The following is a 13,424-nucleotide window of genomic DNA, read 5'->3' on the forward strand; positions in this document are numbered from 1 at the left end:
CGCTGGGGCATCTGGACGATGACCGCCGTCCTCGCCGTGATGGTGCTGACGGTGCTCACGGTGTCGGGCCTGGTCAACGCCGGCATCGGCAACGACGCCCACGCGCGCCCCCCCGAGGGTCACGAGGCGGTGCCCGCGAACGTCAGCGCCGGCGGCCCGATCATCGACGCGCGCACCGACCCGGTGCGCTCGGCCCGGCTCCCCGAGCGCACGGTGGCGCTGACGTTCGACGACGGCCCCGACCCGGTGTGGACGCCGGAGATCCTCGAGGTGCTGGCGCGCCACCGCGTGCCCGGCACGTTCTTCGTCGTCGGCTCGATGGTCGCGCGCCACCCCGACATGGCGCAGCGGGTCGTGGCGTCGGGCTCCGAGATCGGCGTCCACACGTTCACCCATCCCGACCTCGCCGGCGTCTCCGAGTGGCGGCGCGATCGCGAGATCGACAACACCGAGCTGGCGCTCGCCGGGGCGACCGGCGTGTCCACCCACCTCGTGCGCCCGCCGTTCTCGTCCACCTCCGACGCCCTCGACGACCCGGGCTACGGCACCGTCGTCGCGGCCGGGCGCGCCGGCTACGTCACGGTGCTCACCGACGTCGACGGCGAGGACTGGCAGCGCCCCGGCGTCGACGCGATCGTGCGCAACGCGACGCCGCAGAACGGGGCCGGCGCGACGGTCCTGCTGCACGACGCGGGCGGCGACCGTTCGCAGACCGTCGCCGCGCTCGACAAGCTCATCCCGCAGCTCCAGGCCCAGGGGTACCGGTTCACCACGGTCAGCGACGCCGCGGGCCTCGGCCCCCACGGGCGGCCCGCGCCCGCGCGCGACCGGCTCGTCGGCCAGGCGCTGCTCGCTACCGTCGGCGTCGCCCAGGGCCTCGTGACCCTCATGCAGGTCGCGCTGATCGGCGTCGGCGGACTGGTGATCCTGCGGCTGATCGTCATGGTGGTCGTGGCCCGGCGGCACGCCCGGCGCCGGGCGGATCCGAGGTTCTCCTGGGGCGAGCCGGTCACCGAGCCGGTGTCGGTGGTCGTGCCCGCCTACAACGAGGCCGAGAACATCGAGGCGACCGTGCGGTCGATCCTCGCGAACGACCACCCGCTCGAGGTCGTGGTCGTCGACGACGGCTCCTCCGACGGCACCGCCGACCTGCTCGAGGACCTCGCGCTGCCCCGCGTGCGGGTCGTGCGGCAGGTCAACGCCGGCAAGCCCGCAGCGCTCAACCGCGGCGTCGCCGCCGCGCAGCACGACCTCATCGTCATGATCGACGGTGACACGATCTTCCAGCCGGACACGGTCGCGCAGCTGGTCGCGCCCTTCGCCGACCCGGGCACCGGCGCCGTCGCCGGCAACGTGAAGATCGCCAACCGCGACCGGCTCATCCCGCGGATGCAGCACCTCGAGTACGTGGTCGGCTTCAACGTCGACCGCCGCGTGCAGGACTCGTGGGGCTCGATCTCGACCATCCCGGGCGCGGCGGGCGCGTTCCGCCGCGAGGCCGTGCAGGAGGTCGGCGGGCTGTCGTCGGACACCCTCGCCGAGGACACCGACCTCACCATCGCGCTCGGCCGCGCCGGCTGGCGCGTCGTCTACAACGAGCACGCCCTGGCGTGGACCGAGGCGCCGGTGTCGGCCGGGCAGCTGTGGCGCCAGCGGTTCCGCTGGAGCTACGGCACGATGCAGGCGCTCTGGAAGCACCGCCGTGCCCTGCGCGAGCGCGGCGCGTCCGGGCGCATGGGACGCCTCGGGCTCGCCCACATCGGTGTCTTCCACGTCGCGCTGCCGCTGGCCGCGCCGCTGGTGGACCTGCTGTTCGTCTACGGCCTGCTCTTCGGCGACCCCGCCGTCGCGCTGATGCTGTGGGGCTCGATGCTGCTGCTCCAGCTGATCGCGGGCGTGCTCGCGTTCCGGATGGACGGCGAGCCGCTCGGGCCGCTGTGGGCGCTGCCGGTGCAGCAGCTGATGTACCGCCAGCTCATGTACGTCGTGCTGGTGCAGGCCGTGGTCAGCGCGCTGACCGGTGCCGGCGTGCGCTGGCAGAAGCTCCAGCGCGTCGGGGCCGTGGCCGAGCACCTCGAGGCCCCGAAGGTCGCCGACGGGCGGTCCCGTCCCGCGGCCGACCGGCTGCCGGCGCCGGCGGTGGCGCGCGGGCCGGCGCCGGACGCGGAGCCGACGTCGGCCGAGGTCCCCGTCGCCCGCCCGCAGGGCGCGGGCCGCGAGCGCTGGCTCGACCTGCTGCGGGCGATCGCCCTGCTGCGCGTCGTCACCTACCACGCGTTCGGCGGCGGCTGGATGAGCATGGTGTTCCCGTCGATGGGCGTGATGTTCGCGCTCGGCGGGTCGCTCATGGTCCAGTCGCTGCGCCGTGGCGAGGCCCTCGACGTGATCGGCCACCGGCTGCGGCGCCTGCTGCCCCCGCTGTGGTTCTTCGGGCTGCTCGCCGTGCCGGTGATGCTCTGGCACGGGTGGGCCGCGCAGGACGCCGACGGCACCGTCGAGTCGCCGCTGGTGTGGTCGAACCTCCTGTACTGGCTCTTCCCGCTGGTCGACCCGCCGGGCAGCGACTGGGGCTCCGACGCCGTCATCGGCCTCTGGTACATCCGCGCCTACCTGTGGTTCGTGCTGCTCACCCCGCTGATGCTGTGGGCGTTCCGCCGCCGGCCCGCGGTGGCGCTGGCCGTGCCGCTGGTCGTCGTCGGCCTCGACGCCGTCCTCGGCTCGCCACTGGGGGAGTGGGGGGCGATCGGCCCGGTGCTCGTCGACGGCGCGACGTTCGCCGCGTGCTGGATGCTCGGCTTCGCCCACCGCGACGGCACGCTGCGCCGCATCCCGGTGCTGGCGGCGTGGGGCGCGGCGGCGGTGCTCGTCGCGGGCGGCCTGTTCTGGGCGTTCAGCCACCCGGCCGGGGACGACGGTGTCGACCTCAACGACATCCCGTTCGCCCAGGCGCTGGTGTCGTTCGGCGCCGTGCTGCTGGTGCTGCGGCTGAACCCGCAGGTGGCCTGGCTCGAGCGCGTGCCGCTGCTCGGCCGGCTGGTCACGGTCGTCAACGCGAGGGCGATCACGATCTACCTCTGGCACAACGTGGCGATCGCGTTCGCGCCGTCGATCGGGGACGTGCTCGGCTGGGACTCCCAGGGCCAGCACTTCCTCATCGCCGCCGGGCTGATCGTCGTGGCGGTGCTCGCGTTCGGCTGGGTCGAGGACCTCGCCGCCGGGCGCGCGCTCTCCCTGCTGCCCGACGGCCGCGGCCGGGCCCGTCCGGCCAAGCGCGCCGTCGAGGGACCCCGCCCGCCGGTCATCCCCACCGACGTCGAGAACGGCGAGACCTCGGCGCTGTCGCAGGGCTCGCTGCGCGCACGGTTCTCGCGGCTCACGGGCGCGGCGCCGGTCCCCGGGCCGCCGGCCGACCGCGTCGCGGCCGTGGTCCGGCCGCGGCCTCCGGCGCCGTCGCCACGCCCGACAGGACACCCGACAGCACGCCCGACAGCACGCCCGACAGCACGCCCGACAGCACGCCCGGACGGACATCCGACGGGTCGCCCGGCGCCGACGGGCGCCGTGCCGGCGGGCGCCGTGCCGGCGGGCGCCGTGCCGGCGGGGCGGCGGCCGGTCCCCGCCTCGCCCCCGGCCGGGGTGCTGGTGTCCGGCACGGGTCGCTACACGCGCGTCCCCGCGGGCGCCGTGCCCGGTGGCCGCCCGGGCGGGCCCGCGCCGGGGGCGCGGGCCCCGGGACCCGGGCCGGCGCCGGCCCCGGTCCTGACCCCGACCCCGCTCCCGGCCCCGCCGCCCCCGCTGCCCTCCCCCGCGCCGCCGCGTCCCGCGCCGCCGCCGCGCGGGCGCCCGGCACCGGCCGGACGCGCCCCCGACGAGCCGGTCCCCTCGTTCGCCGACGGCTCCCCGCGGCCCACCGGCCGTCACCACCGCGCGGGGGACGACTCGCGGTAGGGCGCCGCTACGGGGTGCCGGGACGAGCGGCGGTCTCGGTCAGCATCGTGCGCACGAGGTCGTGGTCGATCTGGTCGACGCGCCGGTACCGGATGCAGCTCCGGCCCACGTCCAGGTGGGCGAGCTCCTCGCGGTGCCGGTCGAGCACGTCCTCGCGCTGCACGTAGAGCGAGAGGTACCGCTTCTGGCTCGCGAAGGACAGCTCCGGCTCCCCGTCCCGGACGTAGGTCGGCATCCCGTGCCGGATCTCCTCGGTGAACCCGGGCAGGAGGTCGAGGCAGTCCCGACGGATCGCCCGCAGCGCCTCCTGACGGCCCGGAGCGGCGGCGGCGATGTAGGCGTCGACGTCCTGGTGCACGGCCATGGGTCGGTCCCCGCGTGTCGGTGCTCGGTGCCGCGTCAGTAGTACCAGGGGAACGGGCTCCAGTCGGGCGCCCGCTTCTGGAGGAACGCGTCCTTGCCCTCGACGGCCTCGTCGGTCATGTACGCCAGCCGCGTCGTCTCGCCGGCGAAGAGCTGCTGGCCGACCAGGCCGTCGTCGGGGAGGTTGAACGCGTACTTGAGCATCCGCTGCGCCTGCGGCGACTTGCCGAGGATCTCGCGGGCCCACTGGATCGCCGTCGTCTCGAGCTCGGCGTGCGGGACGGCCTCGTTCACCGCGCCCATGAGGTGCATCTGCTCGGCGGTGTAGGTCCGGCCGAGGAAGAAGATCTCGCGGGCGAACTTCTGTCCGACCGCGCGCGCGAGGTACGCCGACCCGAACGCCGCGTCGAAGCTGCCGACGTCGGCGTCGGTCTGCTTGAAGCGGGCGTGCTCGGCGCTCGCGAGCGTCAGGTCGGCCACCGCGTGCAGGGAGTGCCCGCCGCCGGCCGCCCAGCCGTTGACGACGGCGATGACGACCTTGGGCATGAATCGGATCAGCCGCTGGCACTCGAGGATGTGCAGGCGCCCCGCGCGGCCCTTCTCGTCGGCCGACACCTCGGTCTCCGACTCCGCGTACTGGTAGCCCGTGCGCCCGCGGATGCGCTGGTCGCCGCCCGAGCAGAACGCGTGCCCGCCGTCCTTGCCCGACGGGCCGTTGCCGGTGAGGAGCACGGCGCCGACGTCGGCGCTGGTGCGGGCGTGCTCCAGCGCGGAGGCCAGCTCGTCGACCGTGTGCGGCCGGAACGCGTTGCGGACCTCCGGGCGGTCGAACGCGATCCGCACGCAGCCGAGCTCGACGTGACGGTGGTAGGTGATGTCGGTGAAGTCGTGACCCGGCACCTCCCGCCACTGGGCCGGATCGAACAGCGGGGCGTCGGTGTCGACCATGGCCGCGAGCGTAGAAGGGCCCGGCGTTGTCGGGGGTGTCGGCTAGGTTCGAACACATGAGCGAACGTGGGGTGGCTGGGGCGGCGCGGGAGGTGTTCGACCGTGCCCGCGCCCACGTGATCGCCCTGCGCTGCGCGTACTTCCAGCGCCTCGAGGACGTGGCCGAGATGGCCCGGTCCGGGGTGGCGGCCGACACCGGCTACCGCTCGATCGAGTCGCTGCTCGCTGATCGGGACAACCTCGACCCCGCCGAGGCCAAGCGGCTGGTGGCCGAGGCCGCCGACCTGTGCGCGCGGTCCTCGATGCACGGTGAGCCGCTGCCCGCGCGGCTGCGGTGCACCGGGGAAGCGCTGGCCGCGGGGGTGATCGACCCGGCGCACGTGAAGATCATCCGGGAGACGATGCGCCACCTCGCCGGGCTGGCGACTCCGCCGCCGCTCGAGGAGTGGGTCGGGGTGGAGCGCACCCTGGCCGAGCACGCCCAGGTGCTGCCGCCGCGGGTGCTGCGCCGGCTCGCCAAGCGGCTGGTCGACCTGTACGACCCCGACGGCGCCGCGCCGCCCGACGGGCAGGACGACTTCGACCAGCTGCGCCTGCACCGCCGCCGTGACGGGTCGCTGGTGTTCACCGGGCGGCTCGGGGATCCGATGGACGCCGAGATGGTCCTCGAGGTGTTCGGGGTCCTCAGTGCGCCTGCCGGCGCCGAGGACGAGCGCGGGTTGGTCAAGCGCAACGCCGACGCGTTCAAGGACCTCGTCCAGGACGCCCGAGGACCCCGCGGCCTGGCCAGCGACACCCGCCCCGCGCCCGCCACCGAGACCCCCGCCACCGAGACGCCCGCCACCGAGACCCCCGACCACCGCGAGGACGACGCCGACGGGGAGCCGCTCGCGCTGCTCCCCGAGCCCCGCCGCCCCGACAGTCCCACCACCACGCGCGGGTGGACCGAGCGGCCCGGCCGCGCTCTGTTGACGGTGACCATCGATCACCGGTGGCTGTGCGCGGCGCTGGCCGGGCGCGGTGGCTACGGCACCCTGGACTCCGGCCACACCGTGGACGCGGCCACGGTGCGCCGGTGGGCCTGCGACGCCGACATCGTCCCCATGATCCTGGGCTCCAGGTCAGAGCCCCTCGACGTGGGTCGCGCCCAGCGCACCGCCCCCGACGCCATCCGGCGCGCCCTCAACACCAGGGACGGGGGCTGCGCGTTCCCCGGCTGCGACCGCACACCCCGGCGCTGCCAGGCCCACCACGTGCAGAGCTGGCTCGACCGCGGCGCCACCGCGGTGCACACCATGTGCCTGCTCTGCCGCTACCACCACCAGCTGATCCACCACGGGCACTGGACGATCCAGATGATCGACGGGCGGCCCTGGTTCACCCCACCTGGGTTCATCGACCCCGCACAGCGCCCCAGACCCGGCGGACGGCCCCGCGTCCCCCTCTGACCACCGCAGACGCTTCGGGAACCGGAGCCCGTGAAGAGCTGGTGCCGCCCGGCATACTCCCGGCATGGCGTACGACGAGGAGCTGGCAGAGCGCCTGCGCGCGACCCTCGACGGCCAGGACGGCATCAGCGAGAAGCGGATGTTCGGCGGGCTGGCGTTCATGCTGCACGGCAACATGGCCGTCTGCGCCGGCAGTGCCGGTGCCCTGATGGTCCGCATCGACCCCGCGCGGGCCGAGGCCCTGCTCGCGCAGGAGGGTGTCGAGCCCATGATCATGAAGGGGCGTCCGCTGAAGGGCTGGCTGCTCGTGGACCGCACGGTCCTGGACGACGAGAGCCTGCCGCGATGGGTCGAGGAGGGCCTGTCCTACGCGGAGTCGCTCCCCGTCAAGTAGGAGCCGGCGGGTCCCACGAGGTCAGGACGTGCGCAGACCCGCCGCCGCGGCGCGCCCGGCCGCGCCCGCGTCGTAGCCGTAGACCCAGGACAGGTCCTGCGTCGGACCGCGGTCGCCCCCGGACGTGAGGTCGCGGGCGCCGGAGAAGCGTTCGCCGTTGCGCCGGGACTGCTCCTGGATCCGGTCGGTGCGCGGTCGTCGGGTGGCCTCGTAGGCGGCGAGGCGCTCGGTCACGTCGGCGGACCCGCCGGCCCCGTCGAGCAGGGCCGCGAGGACCGCACCGTCCTCGATCGCCTGGTTGGCGCCCTGTCCCATGTGGGGCAGCATCGGGTGCGCGGCGTCGCCGAGCAGCACGACGCCGGCGCGCACCCAGGGCGCGAACGGGTCCCGGTCGGCGAGGTCGTAGCGGTAGACCTCGGTCGCCCGCGCGAGGATCGCGCGGGTGTCCGGGTCCCAGCCCGCGTACGCGTCGCGCACCGTCTGGGCGTCGACGCGGAACGACCACTCGTCGGCGCTCCCGGCCGGCCGGGGCACGAACGCCGCGAAGTTCAGCGTCCCGTGCCGGTCGACGGGGTAGCTGAGCAGGTGGCGGTCGGGGCCCAGCCAGGCGTTCTGGCCGGTGGACAGGTGGTCGGGCAGACCACGGCCGTCGACGAAGCCACGCAGGGCCGACGTTCCCGATGGACGCAGCGCCGGCGGCGTCGCGACGGCCCCGGCGCAGCGGGAGCGCAGGCCGTCGGCGACGACCACGACGTCGGCCCAGGTGGAGGACCCGTCGACGAAGCGGACGACGGGTCGCTCGGTGTCGGCGACCACGGCGACGCAGTCGCGGCCCTGGTGCACGACGCCCGGTCCGAGGCCGTCGAGGACGATGCGGACCAGATCCGCCCGGCGCATCCCGAGCAGCCGGCCGGTGTCGTAGTGCGCGACCTCGGTGCCGTCCGCGCGGAGCAGGCGCATCGTGCCGATCGGCGCGCCCGTCGCGTCGAGGGCGGTCCCGAGCCCGAGCTCGGCGAGGACCCGGCGGCCGTTCGCGGCGAGCCCGAGGCCGGACCCCACCGGCGGCACGGACGCGCGCCGCTCGTACACCGCGACGTCGACGCCCAGGCGCCCGAGCGCCAGCGCGGCGGTGGCGCCCCCGATCCCGCCGCCGACGACGGCGACGCGCAGCCCCGTCATGACGGGGTCGGGCCGTCGGTCGGCATCGAGGGGGCCTCCTCGTCGAGGGGGCGGCTCCCCGGACAGTAGCGGGAGCGCGGCGGGGCTCCGCCACACCGAGCTGCGCGCGGGTCCCCTCAGGTGCCGGCGAGCAGGGTGCGGAGCGCGGCGCGGTCGGGCTTGCCGATCCCGCGCAGCGGCAGCGCATCGAGCACCGCGACGTCCCGCGGCGCGGCCCGCCCGAGGCCGGGGGCGACGGCCGCCCGGAGCGCGTCGGCGTCGAGACCGTCACCCACCACCGCCGCGACGACCCGGGCGCCCCATTCCGGGTCGGGCACCCCGACGACACAGGCCTCGCGCACGCCGGCCTGGGCGAGCAGGGCGCGCTCGACGGTCGCCGGGGCCACCTTCTCGCCGCCCGTGACGATCACGTCGTCGGCGCGCCCGAGCACCTCCAGGCGACCGTCGGCCGACCAGGCCCCGAGGTCGTTGGTGCGGAAGCCGTCGGCGGTGAAGGCCGCGCGGTCGGCCGGGGACACCGCCCCGCGGTACCCCGCCGCCACCGTCGCCCCACCCAGGACGATGCGCCCGCCGTCCTCCAGCGTCACCGTGACCCCGTCGAGCGGACGACCGTCGTAGACGCAGCCGCCGCAGGTCTCGCTCATGCCGTAGGTGGTCACGATCGGCACGCCGGCGGCAGCCGCGCGGTCGAGCAGCGCCGGGTCCGCGGCCGCGCCGCCGAGCAGGACGGCCGTGAACCCGCGCAGGGCGTCGAGCGCGGCGCCGCCGGCGTCGAGCAGGCGCAGGAGCTGGGTGGGGACGAGCGAGGTGTAGGCGCAGCCCGCGGCGGCCGAGGCGAACACCGACGCCCGGAACCCCGCACGCAGGTCCATCGCCACGGCCGGGACCCCGGCGCGCGCCGAGCGCAGGAGCACCTGGAGCCCCGCGATGTGGTGCGCGGGCAGCGCGAGCAGCCAGCGTCCCGGCGGGCCGATGCGGGCGGAGGTCGCGTCGGCGGAGGCCGCGAGGGCCGTGGCCGGCAGCAGCACCGCTTTCGGTGCCCCGGTCGACCCGGTCGTGGTGACCACCGCGGCGACGTCGTCGTCGACGGGCGCGAGCAGGTCGGGGGCCGGCGCCCGGTCGTCCGGGCCCGTCGGCAGCACGGCCGGCCCGCGCCCCTCGAGTGCCGCTAGGGCCGCGGCCCCCAGGGCGGAGGCCGCCGCGGGGCTCCCGTCGGTCGGGATCGGCTGCACGGCGCGCACCCGATCTAGGCTAGGCGCGATGACCGGGCTGACCGAGGTGAGCGTCGCCGCCCTGCCGCTGCGCACCCGCTTCCGCGGCATCACCGTGCGCGAGCTCGCGCTGGTGGAGGGCCCGGCCGGCTGGGGCGAGTTCTGTCCGTTCCCCGAGTACGACGACGCCGAGGCGCTCGCGTGGTGGCGGTGCGCGCGCGAGGCCGCGTGCGACGGGTGGCCCGCGCCGGTGCGCGACCGCGTCGAGGTCAACGTCACCGTCCCGGCCGTCGACCCGGTGCACGCGCACCGGATCGTCACCGACTCGGCTGCGCGGACCGCCAAGGTCAAGGTCGCCGAGAAGGGCCGGGACCCGCGCGAGGACCTCGCGCGCCTCGAGGCCGTCCGCGACGCGCTCGGGCCCGGCGGGCGCGTGCGCGTCGACGCCAACGGCGGCTGGGACGTCGACGGCGCGGTGGCCGCGATCGGCGCGCTCGCGCGGGCCGCCGACGGGCTGGAGTACGTCGAGCAGCCGTGCGCGTCGGTCGACGAGCTGGCCGCGGTCCGCCGCCGCGTCGACGTGCCGGTGGCCGCCGACGAGTCGATCCGCCGCGCCGACGACCCGCTGCGCGTCGTGCGCGCCGAGGCGGCCGACGTCGCGGTGCTCAAGGTGGCGCCGCTGGGCGGGGTCCGCGCGTCGCTGCGGATCGCCGAGGCGATCGGGCTGCCGTGCGTGGTGTCGTCCGCGGTCGAGAGCTCGGTCGGCCTGGCCGCGGGTCTCGCGCTCGCCGCCGCGCTGCCCGAGCTGCCGTTCGCCTGCGGGCTCGGGACCGCGGACCTGCTGGCCGCCGACGTCGTCGCCGCGCCGCTGCACCCCGTCGCGGGCCACCTCGACGTCCCGCGGCACGCGCCGCGTCCCGACCGCGCGCTGCTCGAGCGCTACGCGGCGGATCCCGCCACCCGCGACTGGTGGGCCGCCCGCCTGGCCCGGGTACAGGAGCTGGCATGAGCGACAAGGACGACCGTCTCGAGGCCGGCCGCGAGATCGTGCGCGCCAAGGAGGCGCACGGCGTGAGCTGGGCCGAGCTCGCGAAGGCCCTCGACCGGTCCCTGGTGTGGACGACGTCGGCCCTGCTCGGCCAGCAGCCGCTGGACGCCGAGCAGGCCGGGACGGTCGGCGCGCTGCTCGACCTCGACGAGGAGACCGTCGAGGCGCTGACCTTCCCGCCGGTCCGCGGCGACGCCGCCCTCGACCCCACCGAGCCGGTGACCTACCGCCTGCAGGAGGCCCTGCAGGTGTACGGGTCGAGCCTCCACGAGCTCATCCGCGAGGAGTTCGGCGACGGCATCATGAGCGCCATCGACTTCACGCTGGACTTCGAGCGCGTCGAGGACCCCAAGGGCGACCGCGTGAAACTGACGTTCAACGGCAAGTTCCTCCCCTACAAGGTGTGGTGACGGGACGCGAAGCGAAGCGGGAGCCGGACCATCGAGAAGCCCGAGACACGCCGGTCGCGGGTGAGGGGGTCGCTCCCTGCGCGCGAGTAGCGTGCGCAGCGTGACCGCCGCGCCCACGCAGAAGACGGCGCCCTCTGCCGAACCGTCGGCCGAGGACGCTGTGGCAGGCGCGGATGCGGCCGGCCCGGAGATGGCTGGCCCGGACCCCCGCCTCGAGCACGGGCCGCCCGAGCACGTCCGCACGGCGTTCGGTGTCCGCGAGTCGGTGCCGCGCCCGCGCCCCGACCTCCCCGGCCCCGCTTGGCGCTGCGACGGGCTCGTCCTGCGCCCGGTCGCCGACACCGTGCTCGCCGCCTGGTCGGCGGGCGCGATCGAGGAGCTCGCGACCATCGGCGTCGACGGGCTGCGTCTCGCTCGCCCGGTGCGCGCCAGCGACGGCCGCCGCGTGGTGGCCGGCTGGGCCGCGAGCCACGACGTCCCCGGCCGGGTCGAGCCGCGCCACGACGACGTCGTCGCCGCCTCGCTGCGGCTGCACCGCGCCACGGCCCGCCTCGAGCGCCCGCGTCTCGTCGACGACCGCGACGACCTGCTCGCCCGGGCCGACCGCGCCGCCTTCGGCGAGCGCGCCGCCGCGCTGGACGCCGAGACCGGCGGCACCCTGTTCACCGAGCTCGCCCGCCGCCGGCGCCCGCTGGAGCGCCCGTCGCAGCTGGTGCACGGCGACCTGTTCGGCACCGTGCTGTTCGACCCGTCCGACCCGGGCGCCCCGCCGGCCGTGCTCGACCTCGTGCCGTTCTGGCGTCCCGTCGAGTGGGCGGCGGCGGTCGTGGTGATCGACGCGCTGGCCTGGGGCGGCGCGGACCCGGGCATCCTCACGCGCTGGTCGCACCTCGCGGCGTGGCCGCAGATGCTGCTGCACGCGCTGCTGTTCCGCCTCGCCGTGCACGCGCAGCACCCGTCGTGCACCCGCGAGTCGCTGCAGGGCCTGGAGCACGCCTCCCGGCTCGTCAGCAGCCTGCTGCCCGCCTCCTGATCCCGGCGTGACGCGGGCCGCACCCGGGGTTCGCGTCACGGCAACACGTGGTCATCGCGGCGTAACACGCGGTTCCTAACGTCCGCCGCGTGCGCGGACATTGGATCGACGACTGGCGCCCCGAGGACGAGTCCTTCTGGCGGAGCACGGGCCGACGGATCGCGAACCGGAACCTGTGGTTCTCGGTGTTCTCCGAGCACATCGGGTTCTCGGTCTGGACGCTGTTCTCGGTCCTCGTGCTCTTCATGGGGCCCGCCTACGAGATCGACGCGGCCGGGAAGTTCCTGCTCGTCTCGGTGGCGACGTTCGTCGGGGCGGCGCTGCGCCTGCCCTACAGCCTCGCGGTCGCGGTGGTCGGCGGGCGGAACTGGACCCTGATCAGCGCGGCTCTGCTGCTCGTGCCGACGGTCCTGCTCGCCGTGGTCATGGAGCCGGGGACCTCGTTCACGACGTTCGTCGTCCTCGCGGCGCTCGTCGGGGTCGGCGGCGGCAACTTCGCGTCGTCGATGACCAACATCAACGCGTTCTTCCCCGACCGGTACAAGGGTGCGGCGCTCGGCATCAACGCCGGCGGCGGCAACCTGGGCGTCGCGGTCATCCAACTGGTCGGGCTGCTCATCATCGCGACGGCGGGCACCGGCGCCCCGCGCCTCGTGCTGGCCGTCTACATCCCGCTGATCGTGCTGTCCCTCGCGGGCGCGGCACTGTTCATGGACAACATCTCGTCGGTGCGCAACGACTCCGGCGCGCTCACGGAGGCGGCCCGCGACGCGCAGACGTGGGTGATGTCGTTCCTCTACATCGGGACGTTCGGATCCTTCATCGGCTACAGCTTCGCGTTCGGGCTCGTGCTGCAGAACCAGTTCGGGCGCACGCCGCTCCAGGCCGCCGCCGTGACGTTCATCGGCCCGCTGCTGGGCTCGCTGATCCGCCCCGTGGGCGGCTGGCTCTCCGATCGCATCGGCGGCACCAGGGTGACGTTCTGGAACTTCGCCGGCATGGCCGTCGCCACCCTGGTCTGCATCGGGGCGTCGGGGATCGACTCGCTGGCGCTGTTCACGGTCGGCTTCGTCCTGCTGTTCATCACCTCGGGCATCGGGAACGGGTCGACGTACAAGATGATCCCGTCGATCTTCCGCACGAAGGCGCTGGCGGCGACCGAGCAACGCGGCTGGAGCCAGGACGACGCGCTGTTGTGGGCCCGCCGCATCTCCGGCGCCGCGATCGGGATCACCGCCGCCGTCGGCGCCTTCGGGGGGCTGCTGATCAACCTCGCCTTCCGGTCGTCGTTCCGGGCCAGCGGGTCCGGCGCGCCGGCGTTCTGGGCGTTCCTCGCCTTCTACGCGGCCTGCATGGCGGTGACCTTCGTCGTCTACAGGCGCACCACCACGGCCGCCACCGATCCGAGGACCGGCACCCGCGTCTCCTACGCGGAGGTCTGA

Annotated in this window: 11 protein-coding genes; 7 read left to right on the plus strand and 4 right to left on the minus strand. The window is 75.4% G+C overall.

Annotated elements, in window-relative coordinates; genetic code table 11:
• The first annotated feature begins 18 nt into the window (after positions 1–18).
• Positions 19–3,948 (plus strand): glycosyltransferase, encoded by a 3,930-nt coding sequence (locus PHK61_RS05160; protein ID WP_274279895.1) that lies wholly within the window; start codon positions 19–21, stop codon positions 3,946–3,948.
• Positions 3,949–3,955: 7 nt separating this feature from the next.
• On the opposite strand, the gene PHK61_RS05165 is transcribed toward PHK61_RS05160, so the two are convergent.
• Both PHK61_RS05165 and PHK61_RS05170 read right to left on the minus strand, forming a co-directional pair.
• Positions 3,956–4,312, minus strand: a complete 357-nt coding sequence (locus PHK61_RS05165; RefSeq protein WP_274279896.1) for an iron chaperone — start codon at positions 4,310–4,312, stop codon at positions 3,956–3,958.
• 35 nt (positions 4,313–4,347) lie between these two features.
• On the minus strand, positions 4,348–5,259 hold the full coding sequence (locus PHK61_RS05170; RefSeq protein WP_274279897.1) for a 1,4-dihydroxy-2-naphthoyl-CoA synthase: 912 nt from the start codon (positions 5,257–5,259) through the stop codon (positions 4,348–4,350).
• A 56-nt stretch (positions 5,260–5,315) separates the two neighbouring features.
• Here PHK61_RS05170 and PHK61_RS05175 point away from each other — a divergent pair, with 56 nt between their 5' ends.
• Both PHK61_RS05175 and PHK61_RS05180 read left to right on the plus strand, forming a co-directional pair.
• Complete coding sequence (locus PHK61_RS05175) at positions 5,316–6,707, plus strand: HNH endonuclease signature motif containing protein (protein ID WP_274279898.1); 1,392 nt, start codon at positions 5,316–5,318, stop codon at positions 6,705–6,707.
• A gap of 64 nt (positions 6,708–6,771) precedes the next feature.
• Positions 6,772–7,101, plus strand: a complete 330-nt coding sequence (locus tag PHK61_RS05180) for a TfoX/Sxy family protein (protein WP_274279899.1) — start codon at positions 6,772–6,774, stop codon at positions 7,099–7,101.
• 21 nt (positions 7,102–7,122) lie between these two features.
• On the opposite strand, the gene PHK61_RS05185 is transcribed toward PHK61_RS05180, so the two are convergent.
• Positions 7,123–8,280, minus strand: a complete 1,158-nt coding sequence (locus PHK61_RS05185) for an FAD-dependent oxidoreductase (protein WP_274279900.1) — start codon at positions 8,278–8,280, stop codon at positions 7,123–7,125.
• 116 nt (positions 8,281–8,396) lie between these two features.
• Complete coding sequence (menE, locus tag PHK61_RS05190; RefSeq protein ID WP_274280029.1) at positions 8,397–9,512, minus strand: o-succinylbenzoate--CoA ligase; 1,116 nt, start codon at positions 9,510–9,512, stop codon at positions 8,397–8,399.
• A gap of 28 nt (positions 9,513–9,540) precedes the next feature.
• On the opposite strand from menE, the gene PHK61_RS05195 reads away from it, so the two are divergent.
• From PHK61_RS05195 to PHK61_RS05210, 4 genes are all read left to right on the plus strand, one after another.
• Positions 9,541–10,500 carry an o-succinylbenzoate synthase gene (locus PHK61_RS05195; RefSeq protein WP_274279901.1) on the plus strand — a complete coding sequence of 320 codons (960 nt, stop codon included), beginning with the start codon at positions 9,541–9,543 and terminating at the stop codon, positions 10,498–10,500.
• Positions 10,497–10,949 carry a cyanase gene (gene cynS, locus PHK61_RS05200; RefSeq protein WP_274279902.1) on the plus strand — a complete coding sequence of 151 codons (453 nt, stop codon included), beginning with the start codon at positions 10,497–10,499 and terminating at the stop codon, positions 10,947–10,949. Before PHK61_RS05195 ends, cynS begins: the two co-directional genes overlap by 4 nt.
• A gap of 160 nt (positions 10,950–11,109) precedes the next feature.
• Positions 11,110–11,982 (plus strand): TIGR02569 family protein, encoded by an 873-nt coding sequence (locus tag PHK61_RS05205; protein ID WP_274279903.1) that lies wholly within the window; start codon positions 11,110–11,112, stop codon positions 11,980–11,982.
• An 89-nt stretch (positions 11,983–12,071) separates the two neighbouring features.
• A complete protein-coding gene (locus tag PHK61_RS05210) occupies positions 12,072–13,424 on the plus strand; it encodes a nitrate/nitrite transporter (RefSeq protein ID WP_274279904.1) in 1,353 nt (450 codons plus the stop codon).

The sequence above is a fragment of the Actinomycetospora lutea genome (assembly GCF_028737205.1).
In the GTDB taxonomy this organism is placed as follows: domain Bacteria; phylum Actinomycetota; class Actinomycetes; order Mycobacteriales; family Pseudonocardiaceae; genus Actinomycetospora; species Actinomycetospora lutea.